Genomic DNA, 20743 nt, shown 5'->3' with positions numbered 1-20743 from the left:
TCAAGTTCTAAATGCAGGTTAAGACCGGATGGAACGAGAGCTTTTAATCGAGATCGGCTGCGAAGAGTTACCAGCAGCTTGGTTGCCAAAGGTGACACTTGAATTTGCCCGCCAACTGGAAGTTCGTTTGAGCGAGGCGAGGATTCCGGCCGGCAGTCCACTGGAGGCTTTCAGTACACCGAGAAGGCTCGTTGTGACAGTTGCCAAACTTCCCGATCACCAGAGTGATGTGGAGGAACTGATTACCGGACCAGCAGTGGCAGCGGCCTACACTTCTGATGGCGCGCCAACTAAGGCGGCGACAGGCTTTGCTCGTAAGTACGCCTCGGAACTCTCTAAGCTTATTGAGGTTGATACCCCGAAAGGACGGTATCTTGCTTACTCGCGTCATCAGACGGGCGCGGCGTCAACTGCGGTGTTGCCGGCAGTTCTTGCTGCCACACTCCGTGACCTAAATTTTCCAAAACAGATGCAGTGGGACGCTGCGCTCGACGATGGTCATGGCGAACTGATGTTTGGACGCCCGATTCGATGGATTTTGTTTCTGTTTGGTGGGCAAGTGGTTCCGTTTGAGATTGGTCGAACCACCTTGGCAGAGTACACTGATGTGGAGGCGCTCCAGTCATCCAATTTTACCTATGGCCATCGTTTTCTTGGTAAGAGGGCAAGTGAGCCTATTAAGGTGAAGTCAATAGCAGACTATCGAGCAAAGGTCGCTGAGAGGTTTGTTGTCCTCGATCACACTGAACGCCAGCAGAAGGTTCAGAAGGCCCTGCTCGCTAAAGCTGAGGAGCATAGTGGCTCAGTAGATCTTGCATCTCCTTCAGTGTCGGCGCTGCTTGAAGAAGTATCAGACCTTGTTGAGTGGCCACAGGTTGTGGAAGGTAGGTTCGATGAAACCTTTCTCGAATTACCCCGTGAAGTGCTCACAACGACGCTGATGCATCACCAACACTTTTTCCCATTAGCAGGTTCTGACCAGAGCCTTTTACCGGTCTTTCTGGCTGTGACGAACACAGCCGGAAAAAACAGTGAACGCGTCTCGCGAAACGCCGAGCGGGTAATAGCGGCTCGCTTGCGAGATGCAAGATTCTTCTGGGAGGCTGATCGTGAAATTCTGCTCGAGTCAAGGCTTACCCGATTAGACACACTGCTCTTTCATAAACGCTTAGGAAGCTATCGAGAGAAATCGGAAAGGATCGAGAAGCTGGCAGGCTGGATTGTAGACAAGATTTTCAATCGCAACGATGTGCGTCCTGATACCTGTAAGGCGGCTCGGCTGGCGAAGGCCGATTTAGTGACCGAGATGGTGGGAGAGTTTGGAGAACTGCAGGGCATCATGGGAGGCATTTACGCTTTGGAGCAGCAGCTTTCCGAACCTGTTTGGAAGGCCATTTATTATCACTATTTGCCCGTTAGTCCGGAGCCCGAGGCACGTCCCACTGCAGTTGATCTCGGGACGGGTGCTGTTACCTGGGCAGCCGTAGCGCTTGCCGACAAACTCGATACAATCGTGGGATTATTCAGCGTCGGCGAGCGTCCAACTGGCTCTCGTGACCCGTTCGGTCTTCGGCGACAGGCGCATGGCATTTTTAAAATTCTCTTAGATTTACCGGAACTGACCGGGATGACTGTACGGCCATCGTGCGACGACCTACTTTCCGCCGCAGCCTTACCCTTCGAGTCATGGAAGGCCGATGCTAATGTTAAAGAAGCTGTTTCGACATTCATGCTGGAGCGACTGCATTACGTTCTGGATCAGAGGGGGCATGATATTCGTAACGTCAGAGCGGTAATCAGGGCAACTGGTTCAGAGGTTAGGCCCTTGGACGCTCGCGGGAAACTCGAGGTGCTTCCTGAATTTACTGAATCGTCAGAGTTCAAGCAGCTCGCCATGGCGTTTAAGCGGGTTCGGAACATCGCGCGCGATTTATCCGATGCCGACTATGAAAAGGCTGAGCAGTCCAGTTCCGATCTAGGAAGCCTTCTCACGGAAAACGCTGAGCGCCATTTATTGGCCGAGCTCGAAGCTCGCCAACCGGTCATTGAAGACCTCATCGATGCCGGCGAGGATTTTCGTCGTGGCTTTACCGAGGCGGCGAAATTCGGTCCTGCTGTTAATAGATTCTTTTCGGAGGTGTTTGTCATGGCTGACGATCCAGTTGTTCGGGTTGCTCGGCTAAGGCTGATGAAGAGATTGGAGCGTCTGATTCTTCAGTTGGCGGATATTTCAGAAATCGTGGTCGAGGCTGGTGAGACCAGAGCTAGTAATCTGACCGGTGATGTTGAAAGATGACTAGTAGTGAGCAAAGGGAATGACAAAGAGAACTGAGAAACAAGCAACGAAAAAGGTTGTCCGAGGACCTCGTGCTGCACAGCGGAAAACGGCCAGGAAAAACGGTCGTGGGCGGGTGACAAGAAAGGCCCGAACAGCGAAAAACGTCTATTTCTTCGGCGAAGGTAAGGCCGAGGGGAACCGGGATATGCGGAACTCGCTGGGTGGCAAGGGCGCGGGACTGGCAGAAATGACTAACGCAGGTCTCCCCGTGCCACCAGGGTTTACGATATCGGCAGAAGTCTGTGGGCTCTACTACGCGCGGGAAGGAAAGTTACCAAGATCGTTAGACAAAGAAATCCTTAAGCATCTTATGCGTCTCGAGCGAGTCACTGATGCTAAGTTCGGCTCAACAGAGAACCCTCTTTTTGTGTCAGTCAGGTCTGGTTCGAGATTCTCAATGCCCGGCATGATGGACACAATTCTGAATCTTGGCCTGAATGACAAAACGGTTGAAGGTCTAAAGCGTAAGACGCGGAATGGTCGCTTTGCAGCGGACAGCTACCGCCGTTTTATACAGATGTTTGGCAATGTGGTGTTAGAAATTCCGAAGGAAGCGTTTGATGGTGTGTTTGAACGAGTCAAGCGCGACCAACGCACGCGGAAGGATACGGGGCTTAGTGAAAAAGCGCTAAGGATCGTCATTGATCGTTACAAGCGACTTGTCAAACGGAAGACAGGAAAATTGTTCCCCCAAGATCCATATCAACAACTTCAGATGGCCCGTGATGCTGTATTTCAATCATGGCAGAATCCGCGTGCGATCGAGTACCGAAGAATTTACGGTATTCCGAGCGACATTGGAACGGCTGTGAATGTCCAGTTAATGGTGTTTGGGAATACCGGCAATCGGTCGGCCACCGGCGTAGGATTCACACGAAATCCAGCTACAGGTCAGAAGGAGTTCTACGGCGAGTTTCTTGTTAACGCTCAGGGTGAGGATGTCGTGGCTGGCATTCGAACTCCAAAGCCGATCGCCGAGTTGGAAAAGCTGATGCCGAGCGCCTACCGCCAGCTCAGAAAAATTACTTCTCGGTTGGAACGACACTATCGTGATGTGCAGGATTTTGAGTTCACAATTCAGGACGAAGAGCTGTATATGTTGCAAACCCGCAGCGGCAAACGAACGGGATACGCCGCGGTCGTTATTGCCACCGACCTTGTTGCGGAGAAGCGGTTGTCTTCTAGGGAAGCGCTCTCGCTAGTCGATCCCGAGTCGCTGACGCAGTTGCTCGTGCCTATTTTTGATCCAAAGGCTTGGCGCGCCTTACCAACGGTGACCGAAGGGCTGCCTGCTTCACCTGGAGCAGCGTCTGGTCATGTTGTATTTACTGCTGATGATGCCGTTTTATGTGAATCAAAGGGTGAACCTGCATTGCTCGTTCGGAAGGAGACCGCGCCAGATGACATTCACGGTATGTATGCTGCTCAAGGTGTATTGACGGCGACAGGCGGCATGACATCTCACGCAGCGGTGGTTGGCCGACAGATGGGTAAACCGTCGGTCGTCGGGGCTGGGGAGCTCGAGATTGATGAGGGGCGAGGGCGTGTGCGAGTTGGCGGTGTAGAGATACTCAAAAACGAATACTTATCCTTCGATGGACTGACAGGCGAGGTGAAGTGTGGCCAGGTGGCTACAAAGCCAAGTGAGATTCTCCAAGTGCTTGGGGGCGATCTCGATGGCAAACATTCCGAGATTTATCAACGATTTGAACGGTTGCTTCAGTGGGCTGATACACATCGTCGCCTCGGAATCAGGGCAAACGCGGACTTAGCCGATCAGGCAACGATTGCTCGCTCATTTGGAGCTGAAGGAATCGGACTCTGTCGGACGGAACACATGTTTTTCGGCGAAGAACGCATTCCGATTGTCCAGCAAATGATCATGGCGGACAATGAAACTGACCGTCGTGCGGCGCTTGACAACTTGCTTCCTCTACAACGGGACGACTTCTATGGCCTATTTAAGGTTATGGAAGGGCAGCCGGTGACCATTCGTCTGATCGACCCTCCTCTTCACGAATTTCTACCAAAACGTGAAGAGTTGATGGTTGACATAGCTATCGCCGAGGCACGGGGGGAAGTGGATGAGGCTGTCGAGTCCAAGCGACAAGTGTTACGACGAGTGGAGCAACTCCACGAGTTTAATCCCATGCTTGGCCATCGTGGCGTTAGGCTCGGCATCACTTATCCTGAGATCACTGAGATGCAGTCTCACGCCATCATTGAAGCTGCTTGCCGTCTCGCGAAGGAAGGTGTCAAGGTAATTCCCGAAATAATGATTCCCTTAGTTGGCGACGTGCGTGAACTCCGAGCACAGAGAGCAATCGTCGATCGGGTGGCGGTTGAAGTCATGGACGCTCAAGGAGTGAAAGTGCGATACCTCGTGGGAACCATGATTGAGGTGCCACGTAGTTCGGTCACCGCCAATGAAATTGCATTAGAGGCAGACTTTTTTTCGTTTGGTACGAATGATCTTACACAGATGGGCTACGGCTTTTCACGCGATGACGCTGGACGATTTCTCAGAATTTATCAGGACCTTAAGTTGATTGAGCGGGATCCTTTCCAGTCAATCGATACTGTGGGTATTGGCGAACTCGTGCGGATTGGGGTAGAACGGGGGCGGCAAACCCGACCGAACCTGAAGCTTGGGATCTGCGGTGAGCACGGCGGTGATGCTGCGTCGGTGCACTTTTTTCATCAAGTAGGACTCGATTATGTTAGTGCTTCACCGTTTCGTATACCGGTCGCTCGCTTGGCCGCAGCCCAGGCCGCGCTACGCGATTCAGCTTGAGTCTCGACGTCTCCGAACGTCATGGCTAAGATCATTCGTCTTTCCGCTGAGCTGGCTAACCAGATCGCTGCGGGTGAGGTGGTTGAGCGGCCCGCGTCTGCTGTTAAGGAGCTTATCGAGAATGCTCTGGATGCTGGAGCACGACGGATCAGCGTAACGATTGAACTAGGGGGGAAGAGGTTTATTTCAGTTGAGGATGACGGTGAAGGAATGTCGCCAGACGAGGCGATTCTAGCGCTTGAGCGACATGCGACCAGTAAGCTGGCGAAATCAAGTGACCTTGCTGCTATCCATACGTTGGGGTTTCGCGGTGAAGCGTTGCCAAGTGTGGCATCAGTGTGCCGTCTAAAACTTAGAACTTGCGGTCGTGGTCAAGTTGTCGGGACGCTGATCGAAGTGAGTGGTGGCGTGACCACCTCGGTTCGCGAGGTGGGGGCGCCAGTAGGCACGCTGGTCGAAATCCGTGACCTTTTCTTTAACATGCCGGCGCGTCGGAAATTCCTCAAATCAGACAGGGCGGAATCAGCCAGAGTGTCAAAACTGGTAACGCAATTAGCGTTAGGTTATCCGGAGGTCGGATTCAGTTTGAAGAGTTCTGGGCGGCAAGTGGTGCAATGCGGCCCGACCGAAACGGTTATGGAACGCTTTTATCAGCTTTATGGTGACAGGCCAGATCTCCTCGAGGTCCATAAGAAGGCTGGGGAAATAGCGATTAGTGGCTATGTCGCAGCTCTCGTCAATCAACGACCGTCACGTGGTCCACAGAATATTTTTGTGAACCGGAGAATCGTGAAGGACCGAACAGTTGCACATGCGATCATTGACTCCTACAGTCGAGCGACGATCAAGGAGCGTCGACCAGAAGTGCATCTATTCATCGAGGTGCCCGCTGATCGGGTCGATGTCAACGTACATCCGATGAAGGCCGAGGTGCGATTCTTGGATCAATCATTCGTCCACGAGGTTTTGCGGCGTACGCTAACCGAGGCCCTTGGTGAAAGTGGTCCCTCTCAACTGCACTCCAAGTTAATGCCGACAGAACTCAACGAACCTAAGGTAAGCCAGATTCCTGAAGTCATGGTTGGGGCATCAATTCCGAGCCGGTGGACGCCAGTGGCAGCTGCTTTCGTGCGGGAATCACCAGCGACTCTGATACCTGGAAATGTGCCTGAGAACGAGGTGGTCACTTCTGTGTCACAGCCCGGCGGTGGCATCAAGCCGATGATAGCTCTGGGACAATTTCGCGACACCTTCATAGTTGCCGTGGATGAGGAAGGCATCGTTGTAGTTGATCAACACGTAGCCCATGAGCGTGTGTTATTCGAACGTGTAATGACTCGTTTATCCTCGGGTCGTTTAGAGAGTCAACGATTACTTCAGCCCATTTTGCTGAAGTTATCCGTTGGTCAATGTCAGGGACTCGCAACACATGTCGAGGCGCTGACTCAGATAGGCTTCGATATTGAACCGTTTGGTAGGGAAGATGTACGGGTCCGGGCTGTGCCAGCGCTATTGACACTTGGTGATTGTGAAAACGCAATTCGAATTCTTGCTAACGATCTGGATGAGCTTGATGCTAGCCATGGTGTTGATGAGGCGCTACGTCGGATTGCGGCGACCACTGCTTGTCACGCAGCCGTAAAGGCGAATGACCCGTTGACCTCAGAAAAGATGCGATACATTCTTGATGAACTCGGTCGCACCTCATACTCAACCGTATGCCCTCACGGGCGTCCTGTTTTACTCCGCCTTGGGCGTCGTGAGATCGAGCGTGGCTTTGAGCGGTCGTAATGCATTGGGCTTTCTACTACACAGGCCGATTTCTGCAACTCTTAGGAATGTCGATTTTGCTGTTTGCAATTGTCAATGCCGGACCACTCGGCCCGAGTCCTCGTACTTTCGCTAGTGGCGTAGCTCTGTTTATTGTCGGCTGGCTATTGTTAAGGCCGGCGATGCACAAGTGAGGGTTTCTATTTCGATCTCCTAATTAGGCTTGGTCGACGTCTCGTGATTCAGTCAGTGTTTTAGGAAATTCATAAGGCTCGTTCTCACGTCTTCCAATTCTTCTTGGCTTTCGACCTCTTCAATTCAAGTAGACGTTCGGAGATAGTTCGCTCGTAACCACGGTCGGTCGGCCTGTAGTATTGGCGCTTCTGCAGTTCAGGGGGTAAGCAGTCCATCTCGGTGACGGCACCTGGCTCATCGTGTGCGTAACGGTAGTGTTTTCCATAATTGAAAGACCGCATAAGTTTTGTCGGTGCGTTACGGAGATGGAGGGGGACCGGTTCCGCGGCGCGGTCGTGTGCATCTGCAGCGGCGCGTGTATAGGCGGTGAAGACGGCGTTGCTCTTTGGCGCCATTGCTAGGTAGAGCACAGCCTGTGCGAGGGCGGTATTGCCTTCGGGCATCCCGATAAAGTGCACGGCTTCCCTCGCTGCCACCGCGAGCATCAAGGCACGTGGATCGGCGTTACCGATATCCTCAGAGGCAAACCTAACCAAGCGGCGTGCAATGTAGAGTGGGTCTTCACCTGCTTCGAGCATTCTGGAAAGCCAGTAGACCGACGCATCAGGGTCGCTATTGCGCATCGACTTATGGAGAGCTGAGATGAGATTGAAATGCTCTTCGCCGGTTTTGTCGTAGAGGAGAGCTCGTCGTTGGAGTAAATCGGCAAGTAAAGATGTATCAATGGTTATCGGTAAGCCATCTTGCTGTAATTCACTTTCCGGGTCCTCTTTCTGGGCCAACGTTGCTGCGAGTTCGAGCAGGTTAAGTGCTACTCTGGCATCGCCGTTTGCATGGCGAGCAATTGCTTCTAGGGCCTCCGACGTTGCAGTCAGACCACAGCCACCAAGTCCACGTTCTCGATCGCCGAGAGAGCGTGTGAGGATAGTTATGAGGTCAGTTACTTCTAATGGCTTTAGGACAAAAACTCGAGATCGTGAGAGGAGCGCCGCGTTCACTTCAAATGACGGGTTCTCCGTCGTGGCTCCGACGAGCGTGATGTCACCAGCTTCGACTCGGGGCAGGAATGCATCCTGTTGAGCTTTATTAAATCGATGAATTTCGTCGATGAAAATAATTGTGCTTTTGCCCAATCGCTTTCGTGCATCTTGAGCCTCAGCCATAACAGTCTTGATTTCTCGAATTCCTGAGAGCACGGCGCTGAAGGCTATAAAGTGTGCGCGTGTATCGACAGCGATCAGTCTGGCGACGGTAGTTTTTCCAGTGCCTGGCGGACCCCATAAAATAATTGATTGAAGTGTATCGAGTTCAATCGCTTTTCGGAGTGGGCGGCCTGGTGCAAGCAAATCGTGTTGACCGACGAATTCAGCCAATGAACGCGGTCTCATTCGTTCAGCGAGCGGCGAAGCTACACCCTGAGATGCGTCTTGATTGGGATCAGAGAAAAGATTGTTCGACTCCATCATCAGTTACCTTCCAATGAGGAAGCACCGGCGAGGTAACGCTGCCTAAACGCTTCGTAAATAATCAGGGCAGCGGCAGTTGCAGCATTGAGTGAGTCGGCAGAGCCTGGCATTGGAATGAAGAGAGCTTGGTCAGTTGCGGAAACGATCTCCTGCGAAAGGCCAGAGCCTTCACCGCCGACCATGACGAGGGTTGGCACCGTTAAATCGATCTCGTACAGCGACCTACCGCTACCCGGAGTTGCAGCCACAACTTTGAGTCCAGACGCCCGGGCATCGGCAATGAACGACAACGAGGCAGTAGGCCACGTGACTGGAATATGAAACGTTCCACCCATCGCTCCTCGTAGGGCTTTCCAGCCGTAGGGGTCTGCGCTTTTCCCGGTTGCTGCAATTCCGGTAGCCCCACCGGCTTCCGCAGTGCGTATGACCGCGCCAAGATTTCCAGGATTTTGGACGTCGACTAGTCCAATGACGAACTGGGGAGTTCTACGCAGGACATCGTCAACGGTTACGAGTGGCCGTTCAGCAAGAGCGACAATTCCTGATGGAGTAACGACCGGACTAATTACGTCCATCACACTTTCGGTAACGCTAATCACCTTAGTGCCTACTTCGACCAATGACTCTGCGAGTAAAGGGTTATCAGCTAGGCGCGAAGCCGTCATTGCTAGGGTTTTGATGGAAAGGTCGGCCCGTAGCGCCTCTTCAACGAGATGCTTGCCATCGAGTAGTAGCCGTTCCTGCTGCCCAGCGGCGGCGGTACGAAATGCGGTGACGATGTCGTTTCTTCGACTAGAGATTCGGTCCACGTCGGAGCACCCGATACGGTGATAACCACGGCCTGTTGTAGTAGGGCGCGGCGCTACCAGAGCAGAATAACAGACTGTGCTAGTCTTGGGAGGCGAGACTGTGGACGATTTTTGTGTCTGGTGGATGTCGTAATCCAATGGTTAAAGGGCCGTTACTTAAACGTTTCGATGATGAAATTCAGAAGCTCGAACGAGAGCTCAAACACGAGCTCCCTAAGGAGATTCAGCGGGCTCGTGAACTTGGGGACCTCCGCGAAAATGCTGAATATCAGGCTGCGAAGGAGCGTCAACGATTGGTTCAGGCGAGGGTTTCAATGCTCCAGGCGCGCGCATCCCAGGTCTCCTTAATGAATTTTGAGAAACTGCCGAGAGATCGGGCTGGATTCGGTTCCACGGTTGAACTACGAGAGTTGGGTGGAGGGTCGGTGACCTATCATCTCGTTATGCCTGAGGATGCTGAGCCTGACAAGGGATGGATTTCGACTGCCTCACCGATTGGTCGTGCAGTTGTGGGCAAGGAGGAAGGTGATGAGTTAGAAGTGCCCACGCCAACTGGTACTCGGAAATTCGAGCTCATTAAGCTAACAACTGTACACGACGGTTGAATGACAGACGCCACCATAAACGGTCGTAAGCCGACGTACTCACCGAGCCTCCGGACGGCCCTCGTCCTCAACGGCACTGGCACGGCTGGTGCCTATCATGCCGGCGTTTTACAAGCACTGAACGAAGCTGGTGTTAGGGTCGATCTGGTTGCTGGGCGAGGTATGGGCGCCGTAAGTGCGATGTTTGCAGCAGTCGATGGCGGAGTAAAGCTCTGGGAGGAAAAGGGAATCTGGCGCGGTGGTCTAACTCGTCAGTTTTATCGCTGGCGACCCATTCTGCGCGTAGCAGGGTATTTGTTCGGTACGGCCCTAGCCACTGTTCTTCTACCGCTAGTAATACTGGTGGGTGCAGCATTGGTCTATCCGATTGTCTTGTCGCTTCAAATGATCAAGGGCGGTGCTGGCGTTGCGTTGTTGGATGGGTATAGCGAACAACTATTGGCGATGGTCAATTCGATGTCGCTACCTATTATTTTTCCATGGTTGGTTGTCTTCCTACTACTGTTGTTATTGGCACTTTTTGCCGTCACGGTGCTCCGCTCCCTGCGATCACGACGTCGGGCCCGTGGAGCAGCATGGTGGCAAATACTTGTGGTTCCTCTAACACCGACCGGCGTGCTCGACCGCTTTACGAAGGCGCTATGGGAGCTCATCCGCGGCGTATCGGTGACGGAAAGGCCAGTTGGTCGTGAGATCAGTAACGATTATACGGAGTTACTGTCTGACAATCTTGGCCAACCTGGTTTCCGCGAACTGATTGTGACGGTACATGATGTTGATATTCGGCGGGATCTAGTATTTGCACTACTGGCCGAGCCTTACCGTGAGGGGTTCTTTAATTCAACTGATGAACGCGGACGACGGGCCTCTGAAACTTGGGACCTTGCCGGTACGGCACGCGGGCATGCACTCGACGCTTTGGCGGCGTCGGTCAGTTTACCGGTTGTTACAGAGCCTCACCTGATCGCATTTGCGCCGGACAGCCAATGGAGAGGCGAGGTCCATCGTGCTGCCGATCGCGCGGATGCCATTACGCGGATTCTTGAAGAGGTCCTGAACGCTGGGGTTGAGCAGGTGATCGTTGTCTCCCCGACAGCCGAACTCTCAGGGCCCCACACGCTCAGTGCGGGAAGGCGTGACGCACGCGGAAGAGTAGGGGAGTATCTTGGGGCCATAGAAGGTGCTTCTGTCCGCGATGCTGTTGCAGCCCGCGTTGGTCACTTTCAGCGGCTGTTCCTAATTCGTCCTGCGCATAATCCGATTGGTCCACTCGATTTCTCTGGGGCATACGATGACCGGTCGGATCGACGGCAATCAGTGGTTGAACTCGTCGACCAGGGATACCAGGACACATATCGCCAGTTCATTAATCCAGTTATTGCAACCTCAGGCGAGTGATTGCGATTGGCGCACCGAGATTGACGGCCAAAGGTCCAGACGTAACAGGAGTGAGAGTGTGAAATTTGAAATGCAGAGCATTAATGTCAATCGATTGAACTCTTCAAAGGTAGCGCCTCTGACGACACCGATTCACGAGACGACAGCATTTAGGTTCGAGTCTGCCGCTGCCGTCGAGGCTTATGTCGAAGGTCGATCGGACGACTATTTTTATTCGCGATATGAGAATCCCACTGTAGAAGCGGTTGAGAAAAGCGTAGCCGAGCTTGAAGGTGCTGAGGCTGGGTTGATTTTCTCTTCAGGAATGGCAGCGACTTTAACGACGCTCGTGAGCTTACTCAAGTCTGATGATGAGATTGTTTGCTGTTCAGCGATCTATGGTGGTACCCATCGTCTGCTCCGTGACGTTCTGTCCGACTTTGGAGTGAGAACGCGGTTTGTCGGCCTTGATGAGTTAAAGGCACCAGCTGATGTGCTTAGTGAAGTGACAAGAGTCCTATGGTTTGAGTCGCCGATTAACCCCACGCTTCGATGTTTGGATATTGCGGCGATCAGTTCAGCCTGCCGGGAGAGAGGTGTCGTATCAATAATCGACAATACATTTGCAAGTCCTTTGAACCAATCACCGCTAGAGATGGGTGTAGACATTTGTATGCATAGCGCGACGAAGTATCTGAACGGACATAGTGATCTGATTGCCGGCGCGATTGCCGGCCGGGATGACCTCATAACTCCTATTGGTTTAGCGAGACGTCTGGTTGGCACCGTACTTGCTCCGCAGGCGGCTTATGCGCTGGGGCGAGGATTGAAAACGCTGCCAGTGAGAATTGAACGTCATAACGCCAATGCTCTTAAGGTTGCAAACTTTCTGGAATCGGATCGTCGGGTGGCTCGGGTGTATTATCCTGGACTCACGTCGCATCCCGACCACAAGATTGCTTCCCGGCAGATGCATGGTTTCGGAGGTATTGTGTGCCTCGACCTTAATGGCGGTTTGCAAAGGGCGTCTGCATTCTTTGATCGACTAAAGGTGTTTGCTAGGGCTGTGAGTCTTGGTGGGGTGGAGAGTCTGTGTAGTCTACCGGTGCTCACTTCGCATTATGGCTTATCAGAAGATGAATTACGGGCTGCCGGCATATCAGGTGGCATGGTGAGATTGTCTGTGGGCTTAGAAGACTCAGAGGATCTAATTGCCGATCTCGATCAAGCACTGGGTTGAGAGGTCAGTAGCAGGCAAGGTCTTCAATCGTTCCTACGGCGACCGGTGCCTGGTTAATCTTTCAGAAAAGCATTAATTAATTGGTGTAGCGCTTGGGGAACTTGGGCATCGTCGAGATTACCAAACTTTTCTCGAAAACTCTCAAGTGGCACCAATGCCTTGGCCATTGAGCGGTGCCCGCCTGCGCTACCGATATCGGCAAAGCATTGGCGCACAAACTCCCCAGCGTTTCGTGTGTAGCCAAGATTACGCACTGAGACGATAAGCGTGTCGTCGACCACGCCGGCGACGACAGTCCACTTCACGTCCTCGAGTTGGAGAAAGAAGTCCGCCAAATATGGGATGAAATCTTCACGCGATGAGCTTCCGAGAAACGCAGTAAACACTTGGTTATGTAAGGCGCCATGTTTCATTGCTCGATGAACATATTCCATTCGTTCAAGAGTAATCTTCGCACCTTCCATCTTCCGGATCATGGCGGCATCGGCTAGCGGATACAGGTAGGTAAAGGCGTCCAAATCTGAACGATTGGTGTGGCGTGCAAAGAAAAGGGTGTCCGATTTGATAGCGTAGAGCATCGCTGTGGCCGTGCGTTCAGAAATGGAGAGGTCGACCGCGCGTAGGTGTTCAGTCAATATTGTTGATGTTGAACCGAAATCGGCTCGGATGTCCTTGTAGATAGCGGTGTATCCTGGTTGCTCGGGGTGATGGTCTATCACGAGATCGACTTTGGGTAGTGCGTTGCCGAAGTAGTGAGGCTGTACGTCGACAGTAGCGATACGGTCGAAGTCATTGAATGCATCAGGCGTGATTCGTTCGACGTGGATGTCAAGTAGCTTTTCCATCCGGAGGTTCTCGGGTCGTGTGACATCCTCAAGGGCGCCGATAATTGCTGTGGTTTTCGTTCGTCGAAGTACTGTCCGGAGCGCAAGTCCGCTCGCCATAGCGTCTGGGTCCGGATTGTTGTGTAAGAGGATCAGAACACAGTCGGCATCGGCAAAGTAACGCTGATATTGCTGCACCTTCGCCCTTGTCGTCGACCGGCTAAGCTGGGTCAGGAGTGGACCGGAGAGAAGTTCAGCGAGGTCTAATTCTGTAACCTCGGGAAATTCTAGACGTAATTCGTCGTTCCAGCTTCGCTGTAGAAGATTTGGCGTTTTGAGCACATAGAGGAGTGCCGCACCAGCATCTTGCACCGCCATTAGAACCCGCCTCAACCCGCGCTTCCCTGGATCTTCTATGATTACGCACGTCTGAGAGGTTACGTCGGCCTTTACGTAACTATCAGCACGACGGGGATCGCCTGCCAGGCAGGGTAGGCCAGAGTCCTGGAGTCGCCTTGCGAGAGGCTGCCTCTCCACTAAGCACGTGAATTCGAATGTTGGTACCAGGGCGTGATGCAGCGTTTTGGCGACAGCCTCGTCCTGGCAAACGGCGAGACACTTCATCGTTATCGTGTAAATCTAAATTTGTGATTCCGTATGCAGTTTCATCGGCCATTATACGAAATCCTAGATGATTCGCGTGGACTAGTGAGGCGAAGAGGGTATTACATCGGCGGATCAAACTGAGACGTTGCCTTCGAGTAGAGTTCCAGTATGATTGAGCAGAAGCTCGTGTCAACACGCGGACGAACTCAATCAATGACGCGATTTATTCTTCTTGCTGCTGCGCTGGTTATTTCACCGTGTAGCGTTGCTCGGGCGCAGCCCACGTTTACGACTGGTATCGATCTTGTTCGATTCGGAGTTACCGTAATCGATCGTGAGGGGAATTTCGTTACGGATCTAGTCGAAGGTGATTTTGAAATCCAGGAAGAGGGCGTTGAACAGTCAATAAGCTATTTTGTAGGTCCGAACACGCCTGAAGCAACGAGTCCACCGTTGCACCTGGGGCTTTTGTTCGATACTAGTGCGAGTATGGAGACGGACCTACGCCTTGCCAGAACGGCGGCCATCAAATTTCTCAACACTGTCCGTCAGGCTGAGGACATTACCCTTGTGGATTTTGATACCGAGGTGAGGGTTGGGCGTTATCGGCAGTCGGATTTCCCACGGCTGATTGAGCGTATTCGGGGCCAAAAGCCAGATGGCTGGACGGCGTTATACGATGCCTTGGGTGTCTATCTCGACGGAGCGGCTGCCCAAGATGGACAAAAAATTCTCGTGCTCTATACCGACGGAAGTGACACGCGGAGTGAAGTGTCCTATGGCGAAGCGCTTGATCTAGTTAAGGCCTCTGACGTAACGGTGTATGCCATCGGTTTCTTAAAGAACGACCCTGGTAATGCGCGGCTCATGAGGCGGGTTCGAACATTGGCGGAAACGACGGGCGGAGATGTGTTCTTGCCTTTGACCGCCGATCCGTTGGACGAGATCTACGCACAGATCGCTGAGGAAATTGCTGCGCGGTATTCTTTCGGTTACGCATCCACGGATACGCGAACGGACGGCGCTTGGCGCGAGGTCAGAGTCAAGCTATCAAGTACGCGGTCTGAACTTGATGGCGCCACTGTGCGCACCCGCCGTGGTTACTTTGGCCCCTACAGACCTCCAGAATCCTAACCCTCTTCAGGTCAGCGACTACTTCTATTCTCAGTTCATCAATCTTTCGCTCTTGGCTTGTGGTACGATGAACGGTTAACTTCGCTTGCCAATTGCTTACAGACTAGTTGGCAAGCAGAGACCAGGTCTAGAGACTATTGTGAGTAATACTTTTCGCCTTGTTTCAGAGTTTGAGGTCCGTGGCGATCAGTCACGTGCGATTGATGAATTGACTACTGGGCTTAACCGAGGAGATCGCAGGCAAGTTCTTCTTGGTGTGACAGGGTCAGGAAAGACCTTTACGATGGCGCACTGCATTGCGCAAATCAATCGTCCGACGCTTGTTATGGCACATAACAAGACTTTGGCGTGGCAACTCTATCAAGAGTTTAGACGATTCTTTCCCGAAAATGCGGTCGAATACTTTGTGAGTTACTACGACTATTACCAGCCAGAGGCCTACCTCCCGGCCACCGATTCATACATCGAAAAAGAAGCCACGATTAATGATGAGATTGATCGCATGCGGCTATCGGCTACAAGGTCACTGTTTGAGCGCCGAGACGTGATTATTGTCGCAAGCGTGTCGTGCATCTATGGTTTGGGTTCGCCCGAGGCTTACTACGACATGTTGCTAAGTCTTCAACGGGGCCAGTGCATCGAACGTGACTGGATACTTCGGAAGCTGGTAGAAATTCAGTATGAACGAAACGACACAGAGTTTCAGAGGGGCACATTTCGTGTTCGGGGAGACATAGTTGAAGTGTTTCCATCATACGACGATGAAGCGGTGCGGATCAGTTTATTTGGTGACGAAGTTGACGAGCTGGCAAGCTTTGACCCTGTAAATGGTAAATCGAAGCGGACGCACGACAAGATGACGATCTACCCAAGGTCTCATTTTGTTCTTCCAAAAGAGCGAACACGGGAGGCGATTGAGACGATTAGAAATGAGCTAGACGAGTGGGAACCGAAGCTGAGGGCAAAGAACAAACTTGCTGAAGCTGACCGTCTGCGTCAGCGCACGTTGTTCGATCTCGAGATGATGCGGGAGATCGGTTACTGTCACGGCATCGAAAATTACTCACGACACCTTTCTGGGCGAGCGGCTGGCGAGCCACCGCCGACCTTGCTTGACTATCTTCCCAACGATGCGTTGATAATTGTGGATGAAAGTCACCAAACGGTACCCCAGATCCGTGGCATGTATCAGGGAGATCGCTCACGTAAAGAGGTTCTCGTAGAGTATGGATTTAGGTTGCCATCAGCCCTCGACAATCGTCCCCTTAATTTTGATGAGTGGGAGGGTCGAGTTGATCAAGCCGTCTTTGTTTCTGCAACGCCAGGAAAGTATGAGTTGCAGGCTACGGGCGGCGCGATTGTTGAACAAATCATTCGACCAACCGGTCTTCTGGATCCTGTGGTTGAACTTCGTCCAGTTAGTGGTCAGGTAGACGATTTGCTTCATGAGGTGCGCTTGGGAGCTGAGCGTAAGGAGCGTACACTGGTTACAACCTTAACGAAGCGGATGGCTGAGGACTTAGCACAGTACTATCAGGAGCTTGGTGTTCGCGTTCGGTATTTACATTCGGATATTGACACACTGGAACGCGTTGAAATCTTACGAAATTTGCGACGGGGAGAGTTCGATGTTCTAGTTGGTATCAATCTTCTGCGAGAGGGTCTCGACTTGCCCGAGGTATCGCTGGTGGCCATCCTCGACGCGGACAAAGAAGGATTCTTGAGATCCGCGGGTTCACTAATTCAAACCTCTGGGCGTGCTGCACGAAATGTGCATGGGCGGGTCATCATGTATGCAGATACCGTAACTGACTCGATGCGGACAGCTATTAATGAAACTGAACGCCGTCGCACGATCCAGCAGGCGTATAATGAAGCTCACGACATCACGCCAACATCGATCGTGAAGGCCATTGATGAAGTGCTATCAAGCGTTTATGAACGAGATTATTTAACTGTGACGGATCAGGGTGAAGAGCAGGAGTCGTTTCGGACTCAGGCAGAATTGGATGCACGCATTAAGGAACTGCAAGATCAGATGCGGCATGCTGCGGCCAATCTTGAGTTTGAGTTTGCAGCTCAGCTACGGGACTCACTCAAGAAGCTGCGTACGCATGGGCTTGGATTGTGATTGGCCTTAGGTGAAACTGATAATGGGAGTGCAATCTATGAGAACTGGTTGGCTTCGGCATTTGAACGGGGTATTCGTGATTGCGATGATTGCTTTGCTTTCGGTAATAACAAGCGCACAGTCAACGTCTACATCCTCGGCGCTTGCGGAGGAGTTGGGAAAACTGATGGACGACGCTGAGCTCACAGCTGTTGCAGCTGGATACTCTGACGTCGAGAATCGTTACGTAGCTGCACTTTATTTTTCTGGAAGGCAATTGTTGGTCATTGCAGGAGACTATTCGGCGCCGCAATTGCTTGATGTCAAGATCGTTGCAGGAAATTACCGTGATGTTTATGTAGACCTAAACAGTTCGTCTCCGCCAGAGACGCGATTATTTGTTGATGACTACGGCGCTAATGGGTTAGCAAGAGTGCCTGTCGATGGGATTGCTGATCGCTTTACCCGTGCGAATCAAGTGTTGTTGTTTAATAGTGATTGGGCCGGACAGCAACTGTCAGAGACTTCGTACAACGAGGCCTACTCAACCGCCGACAGTGATTTTGCTGAGATGCTTTCTATCCTGATCGATCAAGTGACAGAGTCCTAATGGCGACGATGTGTTTGTCCACAAGCATCGTTGCTAGCTGAAGTGGTGTAAATTCGGTAGACTGATCGGGCGAGTGGGCGCTTGGCTCAGTGGTAGAGCATCGCCTTCACACGGCGGGGGTCAGTGGTTCGAATCCACTAGCGCCCACCACTTGTTTGTTTTATTGGTAATCAGTCTGTTCCGTATAGTCGATCACCGAAATCGCCGAGTCCTGGCACAATAAACTTCTGTTCGTTTAGTGTTGGGTCAACAGCTGCCGTGTAAATAGTGGTTTGGGAATGGTGGTTTTCAACAGCACGGATACCCTGATCAGTTGCCACAATGGAGAGCAAAACTGCATGTGACCCGCCCAAGTCGCTAAGAAGATCGAGCGCTGCAACTGCACTACCTCCAGTGGCCAACATTGGATCGACGAGTAGAATGTGGGCGGAGGCAATTTGATCGGGTAATTTGGAATAGTAGCTTGAAGCAATCGCTGTTTGTTCATCTCGCTCCAGTCCGATGTAACCAACGCGGGCAGTCGGAAGTAGCGTGAGGATGGGTTCTAGCATGCTGAGTCCTGCCCGTAAGACTGGCACGACCACGATCTCGTCGTCGATCCGCTGTGCCGATGCTTTTCCGAGCCCTGTCTCGACCGTGGTGTTCTGCAGTGGCAGTGCCTTCGTTGCTTCGACAGCTAACGCCATGGTGAGGCGGGCTGCGTTTCTTCTAAATTCAGCGGCGTTGGTTGTGTTAAGGCGAAGCACGGTTAGGGCGTCCTGTACGACGGGGTGAACCACGATGTGTGCTGGCATAAGGTCACTATAACGCAATGTCGTACTTACCGAGGGGACTGTTATTTCGAGTAAGATGCGGGAAATATGATGGTAAAACGAAGTTGGATTTGCTGTGTCACAACCTGGTGGCTTCTGTTTAGTACGACGGTGTTAGTTCAATCGAGCGGCCTCCCACGCGAGGTCGACTTGCTTCTCACTGGTGGCACGGTTGTTACTGTGGATTCCCTAGGCCGTGTAATTTCCGATGGCGCTGTGGCCATTGACGGTTCTGTCATAGTGTCAGTGGGTTCTTCGGCGGAGGTGGCATCAGCAGTTAACGCCATCGAGATTGTAGATACGTCTGGTCAAATCGTCATGCCAGGCCTAGTTAACACGCATACTCACGCACCGATGGTGATGTTCAGGGGGCTTGCTGATGACTTAGCCCTGATGGAGTGGCTCGAGCAGTATATCTTTCCGGCTGAGGCGAAAACCGTAACACCAGAGTTTGTACGGGTGGGAACGGCACTGGCTGCCCTCGAGATGATTCGGTCGGGTACGACAACCTTCGTCGATAGTTACTACTTTGAGGAGGTGATTGCCGAAGTAGTGGCGGAGTCTGGCCTACGAGCGGTCTTGGGACAGGCGGTCATAGGGTTTCCTTCTCCAGATGCGGCTGCTCCGGATGAGGCGCTGACCCGAGCCGAGGCATTCATCCAGGCGTGGAGAGGGCATGAGCTTATCAATCCAGCTGTTGCCCCACACGCCATGTACACCCTTGATGAGAGTGCCTTAATGGCTGCGCGGAATCTGGCGCTACGCTACGAAGTGCCGATCCTAATTCATCTTGCCGAGACTGAGAATGAGCTCAATATTGCCCGGGAGCAGTATGGCCAAACACCAACTGGGTATCTGGAATCCATTGGCTTCTTGGGCCCAACAGTGGTCGCTGCCCACGGTGTGTGGGTGTCGGAAGCAGACATCGAGATCTTAAAGCGTCATGGGGTAGGGGTCTCTCACAATCCGGAAAGTAACATGAAGCTCGCCAGTGGAGTCGCACCGGTCAGCAGGTATCTCGCGGCTGGTGTTGATCTTGGATTAGGTACGGACGGTGCAGCTAGTAATAACGATCTCGATATGTTCGAATCGATGCGGTTTGCGTCCCTCCTGCATAAGCTGCACGAGCGCGATTCCCGGGCGGTTAGCGCTAAGGCCTCCCTGGCGATGGCGACAATTGGCGGTGCTCGCGGGATTGGTCTGGGTGATGAGGTAGGCTCTCTTGAACCAGGTAAGCGCGCCGATCTTGTGGTTGTCTCAATGGCAGCCCCCCGCCAAACGCCACTCTACGACCCAGTGTCACATCTGGTCTACACAACTCGGGGCGACGATGTGAGGATGACAATCGTCCATGGTCGTATCCTGATGCGCGACGGCCATGTATATTCGTTGGACGAAACAATGATTCTGGAAGAGGCTCGGCAGCTAGCGATGAAGGTCAGCGACGCGGTGCACTAGGTTCTTCAAGGGTGGTGATGTGGTCTAAGTGTCTATGCTGTTCGCTGTGATCAAGTCCGTAGCCGACGACGAAGTGATTGCCAATTTCGAACCCGACGTACTCGACGGCCAAGTTGACCGCTCGCCTTGACGGCTTCCTTGTTAAGCATACCGTGCGGAGGCTTTTCGGTGCTCTCGCTCGGAGTAAGTGTTGTAGATAGTCCAGCGTACGTCCCGTGTCAACGATGTCCTCGACGATCAAAACGTGCCGTCCCTCGATGGAAGAGTCGAGGTCTTTTAATAGTTGTATTTCGCCAGAAGTTACGCCACCAGCGTATGACCGGACAGTAATGAAGTCGAGTGTTACTGGTGTACGCATCGCTCTGATAAGGTCGGCGGCGAAGATAAAGCTGCCTTTCATTGTAACGACGACGTGCAAGGGTTCGTCATACCTGTGATCCGCGTCAATATCGCGCGCGAGTTCGCAAACGCGTTTATGGATCTGGTCTGCGGTAAACAGGGGTTTGTTGGAGAGTGGCGAACTCATAGCATCAGCCAGCGAAGCCGAAGATTACCATATTCAGGGTGAGATTGTTTCGTTTAGAGATAAAAGTGT

At 52.5% G+C, this 20743-nt stretch carries 15 protein-coding genes and 1 tRNA gene; 11 read left to right on the top strand and 5 right to left on the bottom strand.

Features of this window, described 5'->3' with window-relative positions:
* Window positions 1-28: 28 nt before the first annotated feature.
* The 3 genes from glyS to mutL are packed head-to-tail and all read left to right on the top strand — an operon-like array spanning window position 29 to window position 6923.
* Window positions 29-2296, top strand: a complete 2268-nt coding sequence (glyS, locus tag QGH09_07370; protein HJO18000.1) for a glycine--tRNA ligase subunit beta — start codon at window positions 29-31, stop codon at window positions 2294-2296.
* Window positions 2297-2315: 19 nt separating this feature from the next.
* Window positions 2316-5132: a pyruvate, phosphate dikinase gene (gene ppdK / locus QGH09_07365; GenBank protein ID HJO17999.1), complete on the top strand. Its 2817-nt coding sequence runs from the start codon at window positions 2316-2318 to the stop codon at window positions 5130-5132.
* A 21-nt stretch (window positions 5133-5153) separates the two neighbouring features.
* Window positions 5154-6923, top strand: coding sequence for a DNA mismatch repair endonuclease MutL (mutL, locus tag QGH09_07360; GenBank protein ID HJO17998.1), 1770 nt, complete (start codon window positions 5154-5156; stop codon window positions 6921-6923).
* A 257-nt stretch (window positions 6924-7180) separates the two neighbouring features.
* On the opposite strand, the gene QGH09_07355 is transcribed toward mutL, so the two are convergent.
* Together QGH09_07355 and QGH09_07350 are read right to left on the bottom strand one after the other, a co-directional pair.
* Window positions 7181-8563 (bottom strand): replication-associated recombination protein A, encoded by a 1383-nt coding sequence (locus tag QGH09_07355; protein ID HJO17997.1) that lies wholly within the window; start codon window positions 8561-8563, stop codon window positions 7181-7183.
* A complete protein-coding gene (locus QGH09_07350) occupies window positions 8563-9372 on the bottom strand; it encodes an RNA methyltransferase (GenBank protein HJO17996.1) in 810 nt (269 codons plus the stop codon). Before QGH09_07350 ends, QGH09_07355 begins: the two co-directional genes overlap by 1 nt.
* A 137-nt stretch (window positions 9373-9509) precedes the next feature.
* Here QGH09_07350 and greA point away from each other — a divergent pair, with 137 nt between their 5' ends.
* The 3 genes from greA to QGH09_07335 are packed head-to-tail and all read left to right on the top strand — an operon-like array spanning window position 9510 to window position 12594.
* Entirely contained in the window at window positions 9510-9977 is a 468-nt protein-coding gene (gene greA / locus QGH09_07345; GenBank protein ID HJO17995.1) for a transcription elongation factor GreA, read from the top strand.
* On the top strand, window positions 9978-11375 hold the full coding sequence (locus QGH09_07340; protein HJO17994.1) for a hypothetical protein: 1398 nt from the start codon (window positions 9978-9980) through the stop codon (window positions 11373-11375).
* A 58-nt stretch (window positions 11376-11433) separates the two neighbouring features.
* On the top strand, window positions 11434-12594 hold the full coding sequence (locus QGH09_07335) for an aminotransferase class I/II-fold pyridoxal phosphate-dependent enzyme (GenBank protein HJO17993.1): 1161 nt from the start codon (window positions 11434-11436) through the stop codon (window positions 12592-12594).
* A gap of 53 nt (window positions 12595-12647) precedes the next feature.
* On the opposite strand, the gene QGH09_07330 is transcribed toward QGH09_07335, so the two are convergent.
* On the bottom strand, window positions 12648-14042 hold the full coding sequence (locus tag QGH09_07330; protein ID HJO17992.1) for a DHH family phosphoesterase: 1395 nt from the start codon (window positions 14040-14042) through the stop codon (window positions 12648-12650).
* A 195-nt stretch (window positions 14043-14237) separates the two neighbouring features.
* Between QGH09_07330 and QGH09_07325 the strand changes: the two genes are divergently transcribed.
* The 4 genes from QGH09_07325 (at window position 14238) to QGH09_07310 (ending at window position 18028) form a co-directional block, all read left to right on the top strand.
* Window positions 14238-15158, top strand: a complete 921-nt coding sequence (locus tag QGH09_07325; protein HJO17991.1) for a VWA domain-containing protein — start codon at window positions 14238-14240, stop codon at window positions 15156-15158.
* Between the two features lie 139 nt (window positions 15159-15297).
* Window positions 15298-17289, top strand: a complete 1992-nt coding sequence (gene uvrB, locus QGH09_07320; protein HJO17990.1) for an excinuclease ABC subunit UvrB — start codon at window positions 15298-15300, stop codon at window positions 17287-17289.
* Window positions 17290-17326: 37 nt separating this feature from the next.
* Complete coding sequence (locus QGH09_07315) at window positions 17327-17878, top strand: hypothetical protein (protein HJO17989.1); 552 nt, start codon at window positions 17327-17329, stop codon at window positions 17876-17878.
* A 75-nt stretch (window positions 17879-17953) separates the two neighbouring features.
* Window positions 17954-18028: transfer RNA gene (locus tag QGH09_07310), tRNA-Val, on the top strand.
* Between the two features lie 20 nt (window positions 18029-18048).
* Here the strand turns inward: QGH09_07310 and upp are convergent.
* On the bottom strand, window positions 18049-18672 hold the full coding sequence (gene upp, locus QGH09_07305) for a uracil phosphoribosyltransferase (GenBank protein ID HJO17988.1): 624 nt from the start codon (window positions 18670-18672) through the stop codon (window positions 18049-18051).
* A 66-nt stretch (window positions 18673-18738) separates the two neighbouring features.
* Between upp and QGH09_07300 the strand changes: the two genes are divergently transcribed.
* The gene (locus QGH09_07300; GenBank protein ID HJO17987.1) at window positions 18739-20148 is read left to right on the top strand and encodes an amidohydrolase; all 1410 of its coding nucleotides are present in this window, start codon (window positions 18739-18741) and stop codon (window positions 20146-20148) included.
* Here the strand turns inward: QGH09_07300 and hpt are convergent.
* Entirely contained in the window at window positions 20129-20674 is a 546-nt protein-coding gene (gene hpt / locus QGH09_07295; GenBank protein HJO17986.1) for a hypoxanthine phosphoribosyltransferase, read from the bottom strand. The two genes, QGH09_07300 and hpt, sit on opposite strands and share 20 nt — an antisense overlap.
* Window positions 20675-20743 lie beyond the last annotated feature (69 nt).

The organism is Vicinamibacterales bacterium (genome assembly GCA_036012125.1).
Taxonomy (GTDB): Bacteria; Acidobacteriota; Vicinamibacteria; order Vicinamibacterales; family UBA823; genus UBA11600.
This window is presented reverse-complemented; position numbering and strand designations above follow the sequence as displayed.

What these genes read in the sequence shown, in the direction of transcription:
- glyS (HJO18000.1), top strand. Translation starts at nt 29, where the DNA reads ATGGAACGAGAGCTTTTAATCGAGATCGGCTGCGAAGAGTTACCAGCA.
- ppdK (HJO17999.1), top strand. Translation starts at nt 2,316, where the DNA reads ATGACAAAGAGAACTGAGAAACAAGCAACGAAAAAGGTTGTCCGAGGA.
- mutL (HJO17998.1), top strand. Translation starts at nt 5,154, where the DNA reads ATGGCTAAGATCATTCGTCTTTCCGCTGAGCTGGCTAACCAGATCGCT.
- QGH09_07355 (HJO17997.1), bottom strand. Translation starts at nt 8,563, where the DNA reads ATGATGGAGTCGAACAATCTTTTCTCTGATCCCAATCAAGACGCATCT.
- greA (HJO17995.1), top strand. Translation starts at nt 9,510, where the DNA reads ATGGTTAAAGGGCCGTTACTTAAACGTTTCGATGATGAAATTCAGAAG.
- QGH09_07340 (HJO17994.1), top strand. Translation starts at nt 9,978, where the DNA reads ATGACAGACGCCACCATAAACGGTCGTAAGCCGACGTACTCACCGAGC.
- QGH09_07330 (HJO17992.1), bottom strand. Translation starts at nt 14,042, where the DNA reads ATGAAGTGTCTCGCCGTTTGCCAGGACGAGGCTGTCGCCAAAACGCTG.
- QGH09_07325 (HJO17991.1), top strand. Translation starts at nt 14,238, where the DNA reads ATGACGCGATTTATTCTTCTTGCTGCTGCGCTGGTTATTTCACCGTGT.
- QGH09_07315 (HJO17989.1), top strand. Translation starts at nt 17,327, where the DNA reads ATGAGAACTGGTTGGCTTCGGCATTTGAACGGGGTATTCGTGATTGCG.
- upp (HJO17988.1), bottom strand. Translation starts at nt 18,672, where the DNA reads ATGCCAGCACACATCGTGGTTCACCCCGTCGTACAGGACGCCCTAACC.
- QGH09_07300 (HJO17987.1), top strand. Translation starts at nt 18,739, where the DNA reads ATGATGGTAAAACGAAGTTGGATTTGCTGTGTCACAACCTGGTGGCTT.
- hpt (HJO17986.1), bottom strand. Translation starts at nt 20,674, where the DNA reads ATGAGTTCGCCACTCTCCAACAAACCCCTGTTTACCGCAGACCAGATC.